The sequence below is a fragment of the Streptacidiphilus albus JL83 genome (genome assembly GCF_000744705.1).
Taxonomy (GTDB): Bacteria; Actinomycetota; Actinomycetes; order Streptomycetales; family Streptomycetaceae; genus Streptacidiphilus; species Streptacidiphilus albus.
On the sequence record NZ_JQML01000001.1, the window covers coordinates 9,580,281 to 9,599,529 of the forward strand.

The window sequence follows — 19,249 nt, forward strand, 5'->3', positions numbered from 1 at the left end:
GACGGCGGCCGAGCAAGGCGGGCCGCCACCAACTCCGGCTCGGGAACTGGCTGCTCCCGTCCCGTCAGGGCTGAAACAGTTCCCACTGCCCCTCGGAGACGACCTTGATGGCGCCGTCGACCACCTTGATGGCGGTCCCGTCGTCGATCGCGTACGTCGGTGCGGGAATCCGGGCCGCCCACTTCTGCGCGTTGGCCAGCGAAGCGTCGGGGTGGTTCGGGTTCTCCAGGTGCGGGATCACCGCGAAGTCAACGAGTCCCGCTCCCTGTCCGGTAACGAGGATCCGGTCGACGTCACCCTGGGGCGTGGCGAAGACGATGTCCTCCGACCGCAGCGGCCCGTCGTTCCCGCGCGGTGGCTCCGTGTAGGTCTCGACGAAGGTGGAGGCAGCAGCCATGCTCCCGGCGCTCACCCCCACGTAGACCGCCTCGGGGCGCAGCGTCGGCAGGAGATCGGTCAGGCCGGAGCGCCGCATCCAGTTGGCGAGAAACAGGGGGTCACCGCCCCATACCAACAGTGCGTCGGCGTCCCGGACCGTCGGCACCCAGGCAGCCTCCTCGATGCTGGGCAGCGCCGTCAGCTCCAGGACCCCCAACGATTTCCAACCCAAGTCGCACAACGGTGACGGGCCCTTGCCGCAGATCGCGCGATACGCCATGCCGGGCCCGCCGGGGAAGGGGTAGATGGCGGTGGGGATGAAGAGGGCATTCGACTCCGCGATCGGCTTGCCCAGCAGGTCGACCAGCGCGTCGTGGATGGTGCTGTTCGTGATCCCGGACGAGGTGAGAAGCGCTCTCATGGTCCTGCCCTTCCTGAGTTTGAAATCCCGTCATGCCTGAACTGCCTACTGCGGCGCCTCCGACCCTAGACGTCACCTATGACAGTCACGCCGATCGCCGCGATCACCGCCCGGTCGTCGGCCAACCCCCGGTTACCCCACCGAACAGGAAATCCGCCCCGTCTCCCGGACCCGGGCCTCAGCCAACTGCGACCTGGCAGCCTGGTCCTGCCGGAACAGTGAACATCGAAGACGACACCGCGAAAGAGGCAGCAATGGACCAAGGCACCCGCGTCGAGCTCATCGGTCGGCTGACCGAGGCGATCAGCTCCGTCACGACCGCGCATCCGCTGCGGGTGGCCATCGACGGGCCGCCCGCCGCCGGCAAGACCACGCTGGCCGACGAGCTCGCCGTCGTCCTGCGCGCGCAGGATCGGGAGGTCATCCGCGCGACCGTCGACGACTTCCTCTTCCCCCGCGCGCAGCGCTACCGACGCGGCCAGTACTCGGCCGAAGGCTGCTACTTCGACGCCCACGACCACGCCGCGCTGTGCCGGGTCCTGCTCGACCCGCTGGGCCCGGGCGGAGACCGAAGGTTCCAATGCGCGGCCTACGACAAGGACACCGACACCTCGTCGTCCCCGCCGGCCACGACCGCCCCCGCAGACGCCGTGCTGCTCTTCGACGGCGTCTTCCTGCTGCGCCCGGAGCTGATCGACCGGTGGGACCTGCGCATCTTCGTGTCCATCCCATTGGAGCAGACGGTAGACCGCGCCCGGGTCCGAGGAACGGCGCCGGCCGGATCCACCGCCGACACCGCCGAAATCGAACGGTCCTGGCGCTACCGCTACATCCCCTCCCAGCAGCTCTACTTCGCCACGGCCCGCCCGACCGACCACGCCGACATCATCGTGAACAACGATCAGCCCGAACGGCCGACCTGGGAAGTCCGACCACACTCAGCGACACCCGGGCTTTGAGGCAACGGGTCACTCCCGGCGTCCAGCACCGGCGGCGGACCAGCGGGTGACGGTGAGGCCCGCCGCTGTTCGGCGGCCTGCCCGCCACCGGCGTTGTCGGGGCCGGGGATTCACGCGGGCCGGTGGCGGGCAGGGAGGACGCGTACGCCTGCCCCGGCAGACTACGGGGTGACGTACTTCTCGCCGTCGGCGAAGGCGGGGTCGCCGGTCTTGACGGCATCCACGAAGGAGGAGAACGCGGCGCCGGAGAACATAAGCGCGGGGCCCTGCGGGTCCTTCGAGTCACGCACCGGGACAGCACCGGACACGGTGTAGGAACTGGGGGACCATTCCAGGCAGTTGCCCCCTCCGTTGGCGCTGTAGCTGGACTTGATCCAGACCAGGGGGAGCTTGGCGGGTGCTGTGCTCATGCGGGGAGGCCCTCCAGAACGGACAGAATCAACTCTCTTGACCTGGCGGGGGACCAGGCCGATGACCTGAGGCGATCGTACAACCGGGAGAGAGTCCGGACGCTATCAATATCTTCGAGCAGCGTGCCGGTGGTTGTGCTCTCCTCCCAGGCGATCTGCATGCCCGAGGCCAGCGTGAACAGAGCCAGCGTCCCGCCCATCAGTGGATGCGCACCCTCTTCGAGGGGGACGATCTGCACGCTTGACGTCGCCGTCTCCGCATAGTCCGCCAGTCGCCCAAGTTGACTGCGCATAACCTGCGGACCACCGACCAGGCGTCGAATGACCGTCTCGTCGATGATGATCGAGTGATCGGGAGGGACTGTCGTCGTCAGCACCGATTGCCGCGCCATCCTCGCAACCACGAGTTCGTCGATCTGGTCGGCCGTCCTCCGAAGGTCGCCCGCCCCCTCGAAGAGGGCACGGGCGTAGTCCTCGGTCTGAATGAGGCCCGGAATGATCTGGGGACTGTACTCCTCGATCACCACCGCCTGGTCCTCGAAATCCATTCGCTGCCGGACCCAATCCGGATGCGCTTCCTTGCGTGCGAGGATGTAGAGGTCCGAGAACTGGCGGGTGCCGAATGCCGCGTCCAACGCGGCCGGCATGCCCGGGGGAATCACCTGCTGCGCCTTTTCCACGCGGGCGACGGTGGCCTTGCTCCAGGAGATGATCCTGCTCAGCTCGTCCTGGCTCATGCCTGCGGTCTCGCGGTGTTCTCGCAGCACGTGGCCGAACAGATGTCTCGCACTCTTGTCCGGTGTCAAATGACTCGCAGGCGTGGGCATATGACTGATGCCTCCTCAATTGCGGGCTATCTGTGATTCATCATGCCGCCCCGCGAGATCCGCCGCAGGTTCTTGACGCATCACGGCGCCATCGGAGCCATGTCGCGATTCACAGAGCTCCGACCAGGGAGGACTGTTGAAGAGGAGAGATTCTCCAGGAACGTCGATGACCCCCGGGTCGGACAGGAGCGGAACGCATGGGCGGGAGAGCAGAGGAAACGGTGGCGGCAACCGTCGCGCAGGCGCCGGACGCGAGCGTCCAGGACCCCGAGCGGGATGCCTACGAGGCTCGGATGCGCTTTCTTTCGGTGATGAACGAGTTGGGTTTGGAGGTGACCTCGGGTGCGGTGCAGCGGTCGCAGCACGGGGAGTTCGGGGTGCGGCTGGGCGTCGTCGCCCCGGCCGTGCTGGACCGGGTGTCGGCGCTGCTGGAGGCGGACTGCCTGAGCCGGCGGCTGGCCGGCCTGCTGTCGCTGCGCACGGCTCGGGGGTGCGAGCCGTGACGGTGTCGGACGGCCGACGCGGCGGCCCGGCCACGGGCATGACGCTGAGCGTCTACCGGCTGAGCCCGGCCACGGGGGAGCGGACGGTGCTGCCGAACGTCGACCCCTCCCCGATCGAGCAGAGCGCCGCCGGGACGCTCGCCTATCCGCCCTGCGCCTGCCCCAGGTGCTGCCGGACCGCCGCCGAGCCCCACGCGAGCGGCTGAGGCCGCAGCGGGCTCGGGCGGGCGCGGCCGTCCTCCTGGCGTCCTACCGGGGCTTCTGCCGTGGCCCGACCAGGGCCTCGTACATCGCCCGCCGCTCCTTCGAGCCGTCCTGGGTGGCGCGCAGCTCCGTGTCCCACTGCTGCTTGACCTCGTCCAGGAAGACGCGCCAGTCCCCGCTGGCGTGGGCCGCGCCCATCTCCCGCAGGTCCACGAAGCGCTCGTTCCTGCTGAGTCCTCCGGAGCCGACCTTGTCGGCCTTGTGGCCGTGGAGGGAGGACTCCGGGTTGGCGGTGGCCTCGGTGGAGCGGACGTCGTGCTCGTAGCCCACCGGGCTCTCCGCGTGCGGCTTGATGGTCTCGATGCCGATCTGCAGCGAGCCGTCCCGCTTCGCGGTCGGGCGGTGGAAGACCAGCAGCATGTGGCCGTGCGAGCCGTTCGGCAGGACCACCTCGCCGTTCCAGTCCTTGGAGCCGACGCCGCCGCCGGAGATGTCCTGTCCCCAGAGGTCCGGACGGGCCGCGCCGAGCGCCAGGGCGTTGGTGGCGGACGCCAGGACGCCGCCCTTCTCCTTGAACTCGCCCGGCCTGCCTTCCTTGTTGGCCGTGATGGAGGTCCGGTGCGTGGCGAACGGCCGGTCGTCCACGTCCTCCGCGCGCTCGCCGTCGCTACCGGATTTGGTCGCGCCCAGGAACTCGGGCAGCGAGTAGGCTGACTCGCCCGCGCGCAGGGCGGGGATCCGGATGTTGACCCGGCCGCCGTGTGCGAGCGCACGGATCACGTCGTGCTCGTAGTTGACGACGTGCGTCCGCGCCTCCGGGTCGTACAGCTTCAGTCCGTTCTGCAGGACCAGCAGCACCTTGGTGAGCATCTCGCGGGCACGCGCGTCCTTCGCCAGGAAGTCCGGGGCCCTGCCCTTGCCCTTGCCGGTACCGGCGCCGGCCGCCGGGACGCCGTCCGGGTGCCTGCGGTCGGGCGCCATCCCGGCCGGGTACACGGTGTCGATGGCCGTCTCCCGGATCTGCCTGTTGCGCTCCTCCTCCAGGGTCCGCCGTTCGTCGGGCGAGGTGCCGGGCGCCTGGGTGAGCATGAAGCGGCCGAGGGTGTAGTCCGGGGAGATCGGGGTGGCCAGGCTCGCCGCGCGGACGGCCGGGTGGTTGGCCCGGACGGCCAGGGTGGCGGTGAGGATGCGCTTGCCGGGCGCGAGCTTCAGCCAGTCCTTGAACTGGCCCTTGGTGTAGGCCTCGGCCTGGTCGTAGCTGCCGATGCCCACGTCGTCGAGCCAGCGCGGGTTCACCTCGGAGAGGTGCTTGACGTCCGCCAGCTCCTGGGAGTTGAACGCCTCGCCGCGCATCACCCGCCGGTCCAGGGTCTTCCGGAGCCTGGCCGGCCCGGCGACCATCCACTGCTCGGGCCACCAGGTGCCCGGCGCGAAGACGTTCCGCTTCGTCCTGCTCTGGATCGTGTTGTGTTCGATCGACTGGCTGAGCCGGGCGATGACCTCCGCGCCCTGGGCCGTGGACTCGCCCTGGCCGGCGTGTTCCGCCGGGCCGGCCTGCTCGGCGGCGGGCCCGGCGGTGTCGGTCTGCCCGGCTCGCTGGGCGGAGGCCGGGCCGGTGCCCGACGCGACGCGCTGCAGGTGCTGCACCCACGGACCCGTCAACCCCACGGACGGCGGCTGCTGACGGGGTGTGCCCGACGTCCGCTCACCGGCCTGCCGGTGCTCCCGCTCGACGGTCTTCACGGCAGTCCTCCTACTAGGTAACTGACTTGTCGATCCTAGACGAGTCGTTCGGGACGACTGCAGCTTCAGCGGGGACGAGAGGTGGCCGAGTGGGCGGAGCGCGTCCTGCCTATGACGTCCCGTCGGCGTGGGCCTCCTGCGCCGTCAGCAGGCGTGCGGCGGCGGCGTTTCCGGCCGTGAGCTGGAGCAGCGCCAGGCGGGCGAGCACGGCGCTCTCGGGCGCGGCCTGCGCGATCCGCCGGTCCGGGCCCGGCGGCCCCGGAGGGGCGTCCGCCGGGGATGCCCGGGCGCCGACGCCGTGCGACTGCCCGTCCCGTGCGTGTTCGGCCATCGCCCACCTCCGCCGCTCGGCCGCGCCATGGCTCGCATCCTACGAGAACGCGGCCGAGGCGAGGGCCGCGCAGCTCAGGGCCGCAGGACGACCTTGCCGAGGTTGGTGCGGGCCTCGATGATCGCGTGTGCCCGCGCTGCCTCGGCCAGCGGGATCTCGGCGTGGACGGCGGGCCGCAGCCTGCCGGACGCGGCGAGCTCCCACAACTGCTCGCCGTGCCGGTCGTAGAGCTCGCGCTGGGTGGTCGAGTACCGCGCCATGGTGAGACCGGTGATGGTCTTCGCCCCGGCGAGGAGGTCGAAGGCGGGGACGGTGCCGCCGCCCGAGCCGAAGAACACCAGGCGTCCGCCGGGTGCGAGGGCGGCCACCGCTCGGGGCAGCAGCTCACCGCCGACACCCTCCAGGACCACGTCGACGGGTTCGCCCCAGCTCTCGCTGTCGTAGGTCACGACCTCGTCCGCGCCCAGGGCCCGGAGGAAGTCCGCCTTCTCGGGCGAGCCCACGGCCGCGACGACCCTGCCCACCCCCTGGAGCTTGGCGAGCTGGACCGCGAGGTGCCCGACGCCGCTGGCGGCCCCGGTGATCAGGACCGACTCGTCCGGCCCGGGCCGGGCCGTGGCCAGCGCGGCCAGGGCGACCTGTCCGCCGCGCACCAGCGCGACGGCCTGCGCGGCGCCGACGCCCGCCGGCACCCGGTCCGCCAGGAAGGCCGGGACGGTGGCGAGTTCGGCGTAGGAGCCGGTGAAGCTGAGACCGGTGACCCGGTCGCCGACCTCGAACCCGGTCACCTCCGGGCCGAGCGCGACCACCTCGCCCGCGACGTCGCCGCCCAGCAGCCCCGGCAGCGCCATCCCGCCCTCGCCCCGCACCTTGCGGACGGAGGGCAGCGAGACGCCGATGGCCTCGGTCCGGACCAGCAGCTCGCCGGGTCCGGGCTCGGGAGCCTCGGCCTCCTCGACACGCAGAACCTCGGGACCGCCGTACTCGTAGAAGCGGACGCGCCGCATGAACACCTCCAGATCATTGGGTATCCCAACGTTAGCAAATTTCATTGGGACAGCCAATGGTTTTCTGGATACTCTTCCTCCATGGACGAAGCCCCCTACGCCCCCGCCCGCATCAGGACGTTGCCGAGCTGGCTCCTGGGCCGCGCCGCCGCCCGTGGCCACCGGCTGGTCGCGGAGGCCCTGGCCCGCGAGGGCCTGCGGATGATGCACCACGCCGTCCTGTCGGCCGTCGCCGAGCTGGGGCCGGTCTCGCAGGCGCAGCTGGGCCGCAGCCTGCACATCGATCCCAAGGACATGGTCGCGATCGTCAACGACCTCCAGGAGGCGGGCCTGGTGACCCGCACGCCCGACCCGGCCGACCGCCGGAAGAACGCCATCACCATCTCGGCGAGCGGCCGTGAGCGGCTGGCGCGGACGGAGCAACTGAGCGACGAGGCGAACGAGGAACTGACCGCCGCGCTGACCCCCGCCGAACGCGCACAGCTCATCGGCCTCCTGGCGCGGGTCGTCGAGCCGGAGTAGTCCGGCCGTCCGGCGTCGCCAAGGAGGCGGTAGTATCGCCGACTTGTACGAGGGGGACGGATGGGTGAATCGGTGGTCGATCCCGGGGTGGCCGAAGCGGGTGGCAGGGCTGCGGCTGTCGGACGGCTGCTCCGGCATCCACGGATGTGGGTACTCGCGGCCTTCGGGGTCGGACTGGTCGCCGGCCCGCTCGCCTACGGGACCCTCGTGGGCGGTTACCTGGCCGGCCCCGGGACCGGGACGTTCTTGCGGATCGTCTCCGCCGGGCTGGGAACCCTCGCGCTGGGCGGCTGCTGGCTCTGGCTCACCAGCTTAACCGGCACGTTCCTGGGGGCGCCGGTGCGACGCGCCATGGCACTTTCCGCGCTGGTCCTCGGCGTCGGAAGCGTGGGGTGGGTGCTGCTCGCGGCGACCGGACTGCCTGCCGTCGGCCTCCCTGCGACCGTGGCCGGTTGGGTCCTGCTCTCGGCGCCGTACGCCCTCGCCGCAGCCGTCGTCCGTCCCGGAGTCGCCACCAGGTCACGCGTGGTCACCGTGGCGGCAGTACTGGCGCTGGCGGGCGTGTGGACCTCGGCCGCCTACGGGCTGATGCGTCATCAGAACGCCGCCGCGCTCGCCTCCCTCGGCCTGCCGTCCACCATGTACCGGGTGATCGACCTCCCGGGCTACGTCGCCGGTCCCTACACGTCCTCCCAGGGGGTGCTGCTGCTCGGCTACGACGCCCCGGACGAAAGCCCGATGGCTCCGGGAGACGACCTGGTGCTCACGGTGGTCCGCGCCGACGGCACCACACCGTGCGTGGACGGGCGGCCGGGGCCGGGCGACGGGCTCCTGGGGAGCCGCTGCCGGCCCGCGACCGGCTCCGGCTGGTGGTTCGGCGACCAGTCGGGCGACACCACGTTGGTCGAGTCCGACCGTGGGATGTTCGTCGGCATGACCGTCGACCCCGGCTCCGACAGCCCGGTCGCGTCGTCCCGCCTGCCCGCCCTGTTCACCACCCTGCACAGCCCGGACACGGCCGAGCTCTCGGCGCTCGCCGCCGGCAACGGCTGACCGGACCGGGAGCGCGGCGCTGCGCCGTGCGCTGAAAAACCGTCAGTCGCCGGGCCGGTTCCTCCCCTTGTGCCAAATGGTTTGCAGTGCAAAGCTGATGGGACATCAAACCTATTGGGGGAGTCATGATGGAAGCGGAAGAGCCTGCGCAACTCCTGGCTGCGGCGACCCGGGCAGCGAAGCGGACACGTGAGGCGAGGCGCGGGTTCTGGTTCCCGCTCGTGCTGTTCGGGATCATCGTCATCGGAGCGGCCCCCTGGTACCGGGCCACCACGGCTACGGGGTGTGCCCAGGTCGTTCAGGTCGGCCCCCTGGTCGAGATCTGCCACGCCCACGACCCCGGCTTCGGGGTTCCCGGCGGGGACAGCGGTGACGCCACCCTGTACTGGCTGATCGCCGTGGTCCTGGGGTACGCCGTGACCGTGGCCTTCTACCAGTGGCGACGTTTTCGCACCGGCGTGGCGGGACGGGTGCTGCCCTACGCGTTGGCCGGTGTCGTGCTGTTCGCCCTCGCGGTCCTGGCCACGCCGACCGCGACCCAGCGCTGGAGCCTGGACCCGTTGGCCCACCTGCCGGGCGACCTGGTGCTGCGTGGCTTGACGCCCCTGCTGGTGATAGCGCTGGCCCTGTTCGTGCTCGCCCGGCTGGAGCGCAGCCTCCCGCTGACCGCCTTCGCCGCCCTCTTCCTGGTCGTGGCCCTGGTGTCGAACCTGTACGACGTGGAGAACCAGACGGCCTCCCTCGGCTGGACCACCCCCCAGGACTCGACGATGGTGCCCAACCTCTGGCTCTCCGGGTTCACCCTGCTGCTGGGCGGAATCGGCTTCGGCCTGGCCGTCGTGGCCCGCTCCCGGGGCCGACGATGACGCACCCCACCAACGGCCTGAACGACACCGTTCACCAACGGGCCCGGCTGGGGATCCTGGCCGTGCTGCACGAGACCCCCACGGCCGAGTTCTCCTTCCTGCGGGACGCCCTCGACCTCACCGCAGGCAACCTCTCCCGGCACCTGCAGGTGCTGGAGGAGGCGGCGCTGGTGACCATCGACAAGGGCTACGAGGGGCGCCGGGCCCGGACCTGGGTGCGGATCACCAAGTCCGGTCGGACGGCGTTCGAGAAGGAGATCCGGAAGCTCAAGGAGCTGATCCGACGGGTGGAGCAGCCGGTGCCGCCGCCGGAGGGGACCGGAGACGACACGGGGTGACCGGATCGCCCCGCGGCGGACCCGGGGCGCGGCGGAGGTGTTCAGCCGACCTGGAACCCGGCGGCGACGGAGGCGAAGTAGGCGGCTCCCACATTGGACCGGGAGAGCGGGGCGGAGACCCAGATGTCGTAGGAGGTGCCGTTCTGGTCCCAGCAGAGGTCCTTGGAGCGGCGCTGGCCGAACCCGTCGCTGTAGCCGTTCCAGGTCCACTGCCACACGGCGGCGTCGGTGATGCCGTGGTAGTCGGTGGCCTGCACGCTGTAGTCCTGGTAACCGGGGTAGTCGGGATCGGGGCCCAGGTTCTGGGTGCTCTCGGACTGCAGCTCGCCGAGGGCGCCGTGGTCGCTGATGCCGGTGATGTGGATGCCTATGCGGTACGCGCCGTTGGGCGAGATGTAGTAGATCCGGCCGGCCGAGTCGGTGCTCCGGGTCCAGTCGGCCGGGACGGGGATCGCGAAGCCGGCGGGGTCGGCGCGCAGCGTGGAGCCGGCCGGCAGCCCCGGCGCCGGTGATCCTGCCGACACGCTGGGCGAAGCGACGGTGTGCGGCCGGTGCGAGGCCGAGTCCGCGAGCGCCGCAGTCGATCCGGCCGGGCCGGCGGAGGTATGCGTCGACCCACTGAACAGCAGCGTCACCACACCGACACCGGCCAGGGCGCCGCCGACCACCGTCCCGGCCAGGGCCAGGGAGATGCGCCGGACGCTGCGCGGTTCCTGCTCACCCTGCTTCTGCTCATCCTGCTCCCGCGTTGCTGTGGCGGTGCGCTCGACGGGCGACATCGATTTCCCCTGATCTGACCTGACTTGCCCTGGTCGGGCGGACGGCGTGGGACGTGCTGCGGGATGAACGGGACGCGGCGGGTCGCCGGGATCGGGTGGGCCTCGTCGGAGCAGGACCCTACCTGATCCCGATTTCGCCGAGTCGGCGCGGCAGACCGCCGGGGGCGGGCTCAGTGCCGGAAGTGCCGGAGGGGATCGGGGCCGGCGCCGCGAAGGCGGGAGAGGTAGCGGCGTGGGGCGGCTGTTCCGGTCATCCGTCGGGCTCCTTCGGCGATAGTCGCGATCACGCTTGGCACCGGGATGACGCCAACTCCCCGGATCCCGGTTCCCGCCGACCCGACGGCCGCTCCGGGCAGTGCCCGGGCGCTGTTCGGTTTCAGCACCTCCGTGGGCGATGCCGCTGAACCGGACGCCGCCGAACCGGACGCCGCCCCCTCCTCGGCCCGACTCGGGCCGAGGAGGGGGCGGTCGGTGGTGGGCCCGCACTACTTGCCGCTGACCCGCAGCTCGTCGGCGGTCAGCCAGCCGTTCTTGGCGGCCAGGTAGTGCCAGTACCACTGGCCGGGCACGTCGTCGGTGCCCGAGTAGAGCTGCCACGACTGCCCGTTGGCCACGGTGGTGACCCCGTTGGCGACGGTGAGCGCGCCGGTGGAGTGCACCCGGTCGGTGGACTGGACGAAGGCGGACGGGATCGCCGCCGGCGCCAGCAGGCCGAGCCGGGCGGCCGGGTCGTGCGGGGCCCAGCGGACGCTGACCGCGTCCCGCAGCTGCCGGGTCATGTCCACGGTGGCGGCCAGCGAGAAGTCGGTGTTGGTCGTCCCCTGGTCGTAGAGGTCCACGGAGATCGGGTACGACCACTGGTGGGTCCTGACCTGGGTGCTGCCCCGACTGTCGGTGGTCACCGACACGTTCCGGCCCTGGTCGCGCTCGGTGATGTCCTGGGCGAAGCCGCCCTTGCTGACCACGTCCACATTGCTGAACGAGGCCTGCTGGGAGACGGTCGTGGTCTCCCGCCCGGCGGAGGTGACGACGTAACCGCTGGTCCGCCAGGAGCGGTCGGCGCCGACGGTGGCGGTGAGCGAGCCGTTGGCCGAGGTCGACTCGTGCTGCGACATGGCAGCGGTGGGGGCGATGGTGTCCTCGGTCAGCGCGCCGCTGGTGGTGGCCGCGTGGTGGTCCGTGTAGAGCAGCAGGTTCGCGCTCAGGTTCCAGACGTCGCCGGCGTCGGCGACGGTCAGCGCGACGTCATGGCTGCCGCCGTCGACCAGCTCGCCCACGAAGGGGGTGACGTCGAGCAGTTCGGGGGACATGTCGAAGGTCCCGACCGCCGGGATCGGCCGCCACAGCTGGGGGACGATGCCGCCGGTGTAGATGTAGGGGAAGTACTGGGTGACGCCGGCGGCCTTGCCGTCGATCGAGGCGTCCACCTCGCGGTAGGGACCGTTGCCGCACATCTCCGCCGCCGGGTACGTGGCGGCCACGTCGTCGGGCACGTCGGTGAACCACTGCTCGTCGCAGCCGTTGCCCTTGATGTAGACCTCAAGGTAGGCGTGGGTGATGTTGCGCGGCAGGCCCGAGGCGGTCAGGTGCACCGTCGGCTGCGTCCCGGAGGCGTCCTGGGAGCCGAGGCCGACCACGGTGTCCGGCTCGGCCGGGGCGGGGTTCGCCCGGTCGGCCTGGTAGTAGGTCACGGTCACGGTCTGGGCGTAGACCCCGTTGTCGACGCTGCTGGTGTAGTTGCCGATCCCGCCGTCGAAGGCCTGCGGCGACCGGAGCAGCGAGCTGTACTCGGTCAGGTCCTTGGCGAAGTGGTAGGTCTTCCCGGCCGGGTCGGGCTCGTAGGTGGTGCCGAAGTAGACCATGGTGGAGCCGATGTCCAGGGAGCCGGACCGGTCGTACTGCCGGCCCTTGACGCTGGTCGTCCAGTCGAGCACCACCTTGGCCCAGGGACCGGGGCAGGCGGCGGGCGGGGCCAGCGTCCCGGAGAAGTTCTGCGGGGCGCCGGTGGCGGTGTTCGAGGGGAAGTCGTCGGCCAGGGTCTGCGTGCACGACCGGGTGGCGGGCCGGGACACCGGGGGCTCGGCGGTGACCGGGTCCTGCGAGTTCACCTCGATGGCGGTCTTCGCGGCCGCCTCGGCGGCCGCCCTGGTGGCCGCCTTCGCCGCCGGAGCTGCGGCGCTCGCCGCTGGAGCGGCGAGCAGTCCTATGCCGAGCGCGAGCACGGCCGCCGTGGCGACACTCCGCGCGCGACCGAAGGGGATGCGTGATCGACGCATGCGTGGACCTCCAGTGTGCTGGGGGTCGAGGGGAACCGGTTGATTGTTCACCGACATAGTCATACCAGGACTTCGCGCCTGCTCGAAGGGGGTCGGGAGGCCGCCTCGCCGGATTCCCGGATGACGGGACGTCAGCAGCCCCCGGCGGCACCGTCTCAGCTGACGGACAGGACCGGGACGTCGAGCGGGTCATGGCGGATCCGCGAGCGCGGGACCCCGGTCCGGGTCAGCAGGTCCGCGGCGGCGGTCACCATGGGGGCGGGGCCGCTGAGGTAGGCGTCGTACCGGTGCCAGGGGCCGAACTCCGCCAGCACCTCCGGCAGCGACCCGTTGAGTCCGAGGATGTCCTCGTCGGAGACGGCGGCCCGGACGTTGAGCCAGTGGTTGCGCTGCGCGAAGCGGAGCATGTCGTCCAGCCCGTAGAGCTCGTCGGACGTCCGCGCCCCGACGAAGACGTCCATCTTGCGTCGGTTCCCGCTGCGGGCGCTCTCCTCGACGAGGGCGCGGATCGGTGCCAGCCCGGTGCCCCCGGCCACGCACAGGATGTCGCGGCTGGAGCCGGGATCGAGCACCATGTCGCCCATGGGCGGCCCGAGTCGGACGACATCGCCCAGTACCGCGCGCCGGACCAGGGCGTTGCTCACCCAGCCGGTCGGCAGGGCGCGGATGTGGAAGGTGAGCGTGCCGTCGGGGCGCGGGGCGTTGGCCGGGGAGAAGTAGCGCCACTCCCGGGGCCACCACGGAGTCTCCATGCTGACGTACTGTCCGGCGGCGTAGTGGTAGGGCTGGTCGGGCTGGACGGTGATCGCCGCGATGCCGTGCGAGAAGTCCTGGCGGTGCACGATCCGGGCGCCCCACACCGCGGGCCGCACCCGGGCGTCCTGCTCCGCGGCCTGCGTCATGACCTGGGCGACGGCGGTGTAGGCGAGGGTCCAGGCGCGAGCCGCCTCGGGGCTCCACGCGGGGCCGGCGAAGCGGGCGAGAGCGGCCAGCAGGCACTCGCCGACGGCATCGTAGTGCGCGCTCTCGGTGCCGAACTTGCGGTGGTCCCGCCCCAGGTGCGAGCAGAAGCGCTGCAGGCCCTCCGGGTCGTCCACCAGGTCCACGATGTGCAGCAGCGCTCGCAGCAGGCGGCCGCGCTGGACGTCCATTCCCGGCGGGAACATGTCTCTGAGCAGCGGATATCGAGTGAACAGGATCGAATAGAAATAGACCGCCAGATCGGCTGCCAACGGCTCGACCACGGCCAGGCTCGTTCGTATCAGGACGATGTCATGGCTGGTCAGGCCGCCTTCGCCGGTGTCCGCGCCCGGTGCCTCCGCGCTTCCGACGTCCGGTGGCTCCGGCCAGGGGGCGCCCGGGACCCCGCTGCGGGGGGTGTCGGACCCGGGAGCGTCCCGGGCTTGGCGGGTTTGGAACCACACGGCAGATTGCTCCAGGTCGCAACGGACTTCGCAGGACACCCCCGTCGGCGTCGCGGCTCGATGCCGGGCCGACCGCCGGGCAGATTCTGCCCACATCGCTCTCCGTACCCGCAACTTCGTCTCGGGGTGAGCGGTGGATCAGCACAAACCATCCACATTCGAGCCTACTTGACGGACCTGCATCAACCTAGCACGTCGATTCCCCGCCGTCCGGAGAGTCGCTCCTTCGGGTCGAGGACGGGGGTGTACGGCCTCTACCGACGGGTAGGGGAAGGTCCTGTCGCGAGGAAGTGAAGGAATTTTGAAGAACAGTCAAGATCCCCTGGGTCTGGCGTTGACACGTCAAGTGGATCGGCTAGGGTCAACCGGAATTGCCCCATCCGATCCCGGGTGGCGCGGTCCTGGAGGCCCTGCAATCCCGATGTCAGATCTGCCCGCACACGCTGGACGCAGCAATTCGGAATCCCCTCGCGGGCCCGCCCGGTCGCGCTTTCCGACGTGCCCGCTTTGAGCACGGACGGCACCGAGGGACCCGGGTTGTCACCGCTCCGAAGATGAGAGCTTGTTGATTTCGATGATGCACCACAGTGACATGTGGCGCGGCCGGTGAGGATCTCTGCGCGCCTGTTCCGTCCGGCGAGCAAGGGCGCCAAGGAGGCCGGGGCGGAGCTTCCCCCGGGCCCACCCGTCCGGTCGCGTCCAGCCGACACCGCCCCCGCGCCCGCCCCGCTGACAGCGCAGGAGATCTCCCTGCTGCGCGCCAGCATCGAGGTGGTCAGCCCCCTGGCCGGCGAGGTCACGGTCTACTTCTACGCCATCCTGTTCACGCGGTACCCGGAGGTCCGCGACCTGTTCCCGGCCGACCTGGACGTGCAGCGCGACCGGCTGCTCCGGGGCCTGCTGCGGATCGTCGACCTGGTCGACGATCCGGACAACCTGGTGCGGTTCTGCGCGCGGCTGGGTCGTGACCATCGCAAGTTCGGGGCCCTGAACGGTCACTACCCGGCCGTCGGCGCCTGCCTGCTGGACTCGCTGGCGCGTTTCGCGGGCCCCGTCTGGAGCGAGGAACTGGCAGCAGCCTGGACCCGCGCCTACGGCCTGGTCGCCCAGGTGATGTCGCAGGCTGCGGACGAGGACGCCCGGTCGAGCCCCGCCGTCTGGCCGGCGGAGATCATCCACCATGTGCAGCGGGGGCACGGCATCGCCGAGATCACCGTGCGCCCGCAGAGCCCCTACCCGTACACGGCAGGCCAGTACGCCAGCGTGGAGACGCCGTGGCAACCCCGGGCCTGGCGCTACTACTCGCCCTCGCACGCGCCTCGCGCCGACACCACCCTCACCTTCCACGTGCGCGCGGTGCGCGGGGGCCAGGTCAGCAATCCCCTGGTCCACCAGGCGAAGGTGGGCGACGTGATCAGGCTCGGGCCGGCGCAGGGCGAGATGACCCTGGAGCCCGGCACCAACCGCGACCTGGTGTGCGTGGCCGGGGGAACCGGCCTGGCACCGATCCGGGCCCTGGTCGATCAGGCGGCACAGAGCGGCTTGCAGCGCTTTGTGGACGTGTTCATCGGTGCCCGCACCTCGGACGAACTCTACGGACTGGACGACATGCTCAGAATGTCCCAACGCCACCACTGGCTGTCGGTGCGCGCGGCTGTGTCGCACGAGCGGATACCCGGGCTGGAGGGCACCCTTCCGGAGGTCCTGCGCGACTTCGGACCCTGGTACCGACACGAGGCGTTCCTGTCCGGACCGGTCGAGATGGTCACCGAGGCCGCACGGATCCTGCTGCGCCAGGGCGCGTCCCCGGCGCGCATCCACTACGACCCCTTCGACGTCCCCGTCCTGGAGGCAGCGCTGCTGCCCCGCCGAGTCGAGGCGGAGGCCCGGCCGTCATGACCCTTCGCGACCACGACATCCTCGCCCCCTCGTGCGGCTCCCGCTTCCGGGACCAGCAGCCGGTGGAGGGCGAGGCGTCCCTGTTCCGCCGCACCCCGCCCGGCGCCGGCCAGGGCCGGCCGCCGGAGCACAGCAGCACGCTCAGGGAGGCCGAGTCGTTCATCCGGCAGTTCGCCGAGGAGAACCCGGACTCGGGCAACCCCGAGCGGCGGCTCCGCGAGGTCCGCGCCGCGATCGAGGCGCACGGCACCTACGAGCACACTCCCCAGGAACTGGCCTTCGGCGCGCGTGCCGCCTGGCGCAACGCCGCGCGCTGCATCGGCAGGCTGTACTGGAACAACCTGACCGTCCGCGACCTGCGGCACCTGAGCCACCCCGACGACATCGCCGAGGGGTCCTTCGACCACCTGCGCCTGGCCACCAACGGCGGCCGGATCAGGCCGGTCATCAGCGTCTTCGCCCCCGACCGCCCCGGGCGTCCCGCGCCCCGCCTGCTCGGTGAGCAGCTGGTGCGCTACGCGGACGACCGGCGCAGCGCGCAGCGCACGGCGCTGGCGCAGCAGTTGGGCTGGAAGGGCGGCGCGGAGAGGTTCGAGGTGCTGCCGCTGCTGGTCCAGTCCGCCCCGGACCGCGCACCGGAGTTCTACGAGCCGCCCGAGGACGCCGTGCTGGAGGTGCCGCTCACCCATCCCGGGCATCCCGGCTTCGCCGACCTGGCCCTGCGCTGGTACGCCGTCCCCGCCGTGTCGGACATGACCCTGGAGATCGGTGGGGTCAGCTATCCGGCGGCCCCGTTCAACGGCTGGTACATGGGCACGGAGATCGGGTCGCGCAACCTCGGCGACACCGACCGCTACAACCTGCTGCCGGCCGTGGCCGAGCTGTTCGAGTTGGACCGCCGCAGCGACCGGACCCTCTGGCGCGACCGCGCGCTGGTGGAGCTGAACCTGGCGGTGCTGCACTCCTTCGAGGCGGCGGGGGTGACCATCGCCGACCACCACACCGAGTCGGCCCGCTTCCTCGCCCACATCGACCGGGAACAGCGCCACGGCCGCAGTGTGCCCGCGGACTGGAGCTGGATAGTGCCGCCGCTGTCGGGGTCCGCGACGCCGGTGTTCCACCGCTACTACGACCTCCCCGACGAGCAGCTCCGTCCCGCGTACGTCCACCGGGCCGCGCCGTGGGCGGCCACCCCGTAGCGCTCGATCCTGTCGAGGGGGGTGGGGAGGGCGGCCCCACCCCCCCTGCACGCGCGCTAACCCACCTGGATCTCGCCGACGCGGGTCGGGATGTAGACGAGGCCGGGGTTCTCCATCAGGTTCCACAGGTGGTCGTCGAAGCCGTGGTTGGCCCAGGTCGAGCCGGTGCCGGAGCACTGGTACACCGTGAGCTGCGGATCCGGGTTCCGGTCGGTGTTGTTGTAGGCCCAGCCCGAGACGTCGAGGCAGAGGTCCGACTTGTAGTTGCGGATCAGGACCCCCAGCCCGCCGGAGCTCACCGAGTTGACGTAGGGGAGCTCCCACAGCTGGTTGTCGGCGCTCGCGGGCGTGGTGCAGGTGAACGTGTACACCCGGCTGGACTGGACGGCTCCGTAGCCGGGCAGGTCCATGCAGAGGTTGGAACCGAGCGCGTTGCGGATCCAGTACAGCGGTTCCCCGTCGGGCGCGGTGCCCTCCTGCTGCAGGTACCACATCTGGTTGTCCGCGCTGCTGTACGCGCACTGGAACTGTTCGAGCGGATCGTTGAGCGTGGGCGCGGCGAAGTTCGGAGGATCGACGCACTGGCTGGTCCAGTTGTTGAAGATCGCGAACCGGACGGGAGGGCCGGCGGTGGGGCCCGGCGCGGCAGCGGCCGTCGACGGCTGGGCTACCGCCTGGCTGCTCGCGGACGGCGTGGGGGAGGGGGCGGGCGAGCTCGATGCGGGAGGCGCCGAGGGCGCGGGGAGCGGAAGTGCGCTGGCCGCCGACTGGGTCTGCGCCTGGGCCAGGCTCACGACGTGGGGTTGGTAGCCGAACCAGAGCACGAGGAGGAGGACGGCCAGGGCGACCGCGAGGCTGAGCACACTGGCGAGCCAGCGCGGCAGCACGCCCTGCTGCACGTAGGTTCCCTCGACCCGGAGCGGTTCGCTGCCGGACCGCTGGACGGCCAGCCGGTACGGGCGGTTCTCCTTCCGTCCCAGCCAGGTGATCTGACGCGGCTTCAACGTCGCCTTGACGAAACGGGCCCGTCCCGGCTCGATCTGGACGTTGGCGGGGTGGATGTCGTAGCCGAGCTGGTCGCCGTTGTCGGCGCCGCTGATCGAGGCGGTGAGGCTGGTGTTGCCGAGGTTGTCGATGGCGAGCTTGGGACGCCCCCGGAAGCGCCCCTTGACGGTCGGCGGGACCAGCTCCGCCCGTAGTTCGACGAAGGGGGTGATGGTGACGTTGCCCTCGGGGACGGCGGTCGCCTCGGGGTGTTCCGTCGGGACGATCTGGACGGCGTACGGACTCGGCCCGGCGGCCGCGTCGGGAGTGCGCGGCGGCGCGAAGGTCAGCTCGACCGACCCGGTCGTGCCCGGGTACAACCGGAGCGTAGGCGGCTCGACGGTGGTGTAGGGGGCGATCTCGCCGACCGGTACGAAGCGGTACTCGTCGACGACGTCGCCGGTGTTGCGGACACGCAGCCGTACGGTGGTCGTGCCGCCGGGGTCCACGGTGGTGGACGCGGGTTCCAGGGAAGTCCAGATGCTCACCCGCCGATACTACGTTGACGGATGAACGCTCGTCAGACCCGGGAGCGTTGCCGCCGCGTCCGCCGCGCCCGCCGTGCCGGGCGCCGCGACCGCCTCGGCCAGGATGTCGAGGGCGTCCTCGTCGAAGGCGACCAAGCGGATCAACTCGACGCCCGTCGGCCAGGAGTGCAGCGTCCGCGACCCTGTTCGGCCGGGGCGAGGTCGGCCCGAACCAGGAGGCGGCGACGCAGCTGAAGACGGCGCGGCTGTCGCTGCAGCCGCTGGCCTCCTGCTCGCCCTGGAACCTGCCCACCGACACGTCGGCCCTCAAGCTCTGCGGCCGACCGGTGCCCGGCACTGCCAACAGCACCTGCCCGGGCGACTCCGGCGGCCCGCTGGTCGAGGACGGCTACCTGATCGGCATCGTCTCGGCTGGCAACAAGACCTGCGACGGTACGCAGCCCGACAGCGTCTTCACCAAGGCCGGCGCCATCGCCCCCGAGCTCGGGCTCAAGGGCTGGCCGGCAGGGCCAGTAGCTCCTGGCCGAGACTGCTGCCTGCCGGGCTATGGCCCCTCCGCAGGTTTCTGACGTACCGTC

20 protein-coding genes and 1 pseudogene are annotated in these 19,249 nt (G+C 71.2%); 10 read left to right on the forward strand and 11 right to left on the reverse strand.

The window, feature by feature from the left end; translation table 11 throughout:
- Nucleotides 1–64: 64 nt before the first annotated feature.
- Nucleotides 65–799, reverse strand: a complete 735-nt coding sequence (locus tag BS75_RS41530; RefSeq protein ID WP_034091905.1) for a Type 1 glutamine amidotransferase-like domain-containing protein — start codon at nucleotides 797–799, stop codon at nucleotides 65–67.
- A gap of 254 nt (nucleotides 800–1,053) precedes the next feature.
- Here BS75_RS41530 and BS75_RS41535 point away from each other — a divergent pair, with 254 nt between their 5' ends.
- Entirely contained in the window at nucleotides 1,054–1,758 is a 705-nt protein-coding gene (locus tag BS75_RS41535) for a cytidylate kinase family protein (RefSeq protein WP_034091906.1), read from the forward strand.
- A 161-nt stretch (nucleotides 1,759–1,919) separates the two neighbouring features.
- Here BS75_RS41535 and BS75_RS41540 read toward each other — a convergent pair whose 3' ends face one another.
- Both BS75_RS41540 and BS75_RS41545 read right to left on the reverse strand, forming a co-directional pair.
- A complete protein-coding gene (locus BS75_RS41540) occupies nucleotides 1,920–2,168 on the reverse strand; it encodes a DUF397 domain-containing protein (protein ID WP_034091907.1) in 249 nt (82 codons plus the stop codon).
- Nucleotides 2,165–2,995 carry a helix-turn-helix domain-containing protein gene (locus tag BS75_RS41545; protein ID WP_034091908.1) on the reverse strand — a complete coding sequence of 277 codons (831 nt, stop codon included), beginning with the start codon at nucleotides 2,993–2,995 and terminating at the stop codon, nucleotides 2,165–2,167. The genes BS75_RS41540 and BS75_RS41545 overlap by 4 nt, the downstream gene beginning before the upstream one ends.
- Nucleotides 2,996–3,192: 197 nt before the next feature.
- On the opposite strand from BS75_RS41545, the gene BS75_RS41550 reads away from it, so the two are divergent.
- Together BS75_RS41550 and BS75_RS41555 are read left to right on the forward strand one after the other, a co-directional pair.
- Entirely contained in the window at nucleotides 3,193–3,498 is a 306-nt protein-coding gene (locus BS75_RS41550; RefSeq protein ID WP_034091909.1) for a hypothetical protein, read from the forward strand.
- Nucleotides 3,495–3,704, forward strand: coding sequence for a hypothetical protein (locus BS75_RS41555; RefSeq protein ID WP_042437919.1), 210 nt, complete (start codon nucleotides 3,495–3,497; stop codon nucleotides 3,702–3,704). The genes BS75_RS41550 and BS75_RS41555 overlap by 4 nt, the downstream gene beginning before the upstream one ends.
- A gap of 43 nt (nucleotides 3,705–3,747) precedes the next feature.
- Here BS75_RS41555 and BS75_RS41560 read toward each other — a convergent pair whose 3' ends face one another.
- From BS75_RS41560 to BS75_RS41570, 3 genes are all read right to left on the reverse strand, one after another.
- Nucleotides 3,748–5,445, reverse strand: coding sequence for a PE-PGRS family protein (locus BS75_RS41560; RefSeq protein ID WP_034091911.1), 1,698 nt, complete (start codon nucleotides 5,443–5,445; stop codon nucleotides 3,748–3,750).
- 109 nt (nucleotides 5,446–5,554) lie between these two features.
- Nucleotides 5,555–5,776: a hypothetical protein gene (locus BS75_RS41565; RefSeq protein ID WP_034091912.1), complete on the reverse strand. Its 222-nt coding sequence runs from the start codon at nucleotides 5,774–5,776 to the stop codon at nucleotides 5,555–5,557.
- 74 nt (nucleotides 5,777–5,850) lie between these two features.
- Nucleotides 5,851–6,783 carry a quinone oxidoreductase family protein gene (locus tag BS75_RS41570; protein ID WP_034094859.1) on the reverse strand — a complete coding sequence of 311 codons (933 nt, stop codon included), beginning with the start codon at nucleotides 6,781–6,783 and terminating at the stop codon, nucleotides 5,851–5,853.
- 81 nt (nucleotides 6,784–6,864) lie between these two features.
- Between BS75_RS41570 and BS75_RS41575 the strand changes: the two genes are divergently transcribed.
- The 4 genes from BS75_RS41575 to BS75_RS41590 all read left to right on the forward strand — a co-directional run bounded on the left by BS75_RS41575 (nucleotide 6,865) and on the right by BS75_RS41590 (nucleotide 9,562).
- The gene (locus tag BS75_RS41575) at nucleotides 6,865–7,305 is read left to right on the forward strand and encodes a MarR family winged helix-turn-helix transcriptional regulator (protein WP_034091913.1); all 441 of its coding nucleotides are present in this window, start codon (nucleotides 6,865–6,867) and stop codon (nucleotides 7,303–7,305) included.
- Between the two features lie 60 nt (nucleotides 7,306–7,365).
- Nucleotides 7,366–8,358, forward strand: a complete 993-nt coding sequence (locus BS75_RS41580) for a hypothetical protein (RefSeq protein WP_034091914.1) — start codon at nucleotides 7,366–7,368, stop codon at nucleotides 8,356–8,358.
- A gap of 125 nt (nucleotides 8,359–8,483) precedes the next feature.
- Complete coding sequence (locus BS75_RS41585; RefSeq protein ID WP_156164343.1) at nucleotides 8,484–9,224, forward strand: hypothetical protein; 741 nt, start codon at nucleotides 8,484–8,486, stop codon at nucleotides 9,222–9,224.
- The gene (locus BS75_RS41590) at nucleotides 9,221–9,562 is read left to right on the forward strand and encodes a winged helix-turn-helix domain-containing protein (protein WP_042437917.1); all 342 of its coding nucleotides are present in this window, start codon (nucleotides 9,221–9,223) and stop codon (nucleotides 9,560–9,562) included. Before BS75_RS41585 ends, BS75_RS41590 begins: the two co-directional genes overlap by 4 nt.
- Nucleotides 9,563–9,603: 41 nt before the next feature.
- On the opposite strand, the gene BS75_RS41595 is transcribed toward BS75_RS41590, so the two are convergent.
- From BS75_RS41595 to BS75_RS41605, 3 genes are all read right to left on the reverse strand, one after another.
- Complete coding sequence (locus BS75_RS41595) at nucleotides 9,604–10,341, reverse strand: hypothetical protein (protein ID WP_034091916.1); 738 nt, start codon at nucleotides 10,339–10,341, stop codon at nucleotides 9,604–9,606.
- A gap of 485 nt (nucleotides 10,342–10,826) precedes the next feature.
- Complete coding sequence (locus BS75_RS41600) at nucleotides 10,827–12,617, reverse strand: peptide-N4-asparagine amidase (RefSeq protein ID WP_081983122.1); 1,791 nt, start codon at nucleotides 12,615–12,617, stop codon at nucleotides 10,827–10,829.
- 155 nt (nucleotides 12,618–12,772) lie between these two features.
- Nucleotides 12,773–13,861 (reverse strand): globin domain-containing protein, encoded by a 1,089-nt coding sequence (locus BS75_RS41605; RefSeq protein ID WP_231608061.1) that lies wholly within the window; start codon nucleotides 13,859–13,861, stop codon nucleotides 12,773–12,775.
- Nucleotides 13,862–14,647: 786 nt separating this feature from the next.
- Between BS75_RS41605 and BS75_RS41610 the strand changes: the two genes are divergently transcribed.
- Together BS75_RS41610 and BS75_RS41615 are read left to right on the forward strand one after the other, a co-directional pair.
- A complete protein-coding gene (locus tag BS75_RS41610) occupies nucleotides 14,648–15,940 on the forward strand; it encodes a globin domain-containing protein (protein ID WP_231608062.1) in 1,293 nt (430 codons plus the stop codon).
- On the forward strand, nucleotides 15,937–17,139 hold the full coding sequence (locus BS75_RS41615; protein ID WP_081983124.1) for a nitric oxide synthase oxygenase: 1,203 nt from the start codon (nucleotides 15,937–15,939) through the stop codon (nucleotides 17,137–17,139). The genes BS75_RS41610 and BS75_RS41615 overlap by 4 nt, the downstream gene beginning before the upstream one ends.
- A gap of 56 nt (nucleotides 17,140–17,195) precedes the next feature.
- Here BS75_RS41615 and BS75_RS41620 read toward each other — a convergent pair whose 3' ends face one another.
- Together BS75_RS41620 and BS75_RS51770 are read right to left on the reverse strand one after the other, a co-directional pair.
- Nucleotides 17,196–18,671 carry an RICIN domain-containing protein gene (locus tag BS75_RS41620; RefSeq protein ID WP_063771488.1) on the reverse strand — a complete coding sequence of 492 codons (1,476 nt, stop codon included), beginning with the start codon at nucleotides 18,669–18,671 and terminating at the stop codon, nucleotides 17,196–17,198.
- Between the two features lie 9 nt (nucleotides 18,672–18,680).
- Nucleotides 18,681–18,815 carry a hypothetical protein gene (locus BS75_RS51770; protein WP_269330742.1) on the reverse strand — a complete coding sequence of 45 codons (135 nt, stop codon included), beginning with the start codon at nucleotides 18,813–18,815 and terminating at the stop codon, nucleotides 18,681–18,683.
- A 32-nt stretch (nucleotides 18,816–18,847) separates the two neighbouring features.
- Between BS75_RS51770 and BS75_RS51775 the strand changes: the two are divergent.
- A pseudogene (locus BS75_RS51775) lies at nucleotides 18,848–19,240 on the forward strand (trypsin-like serine protease); the annotation flags it as partial.
- Between the last annotated feature and the right edge of the window lie 9 nt (nucleotides 19,241–19,249).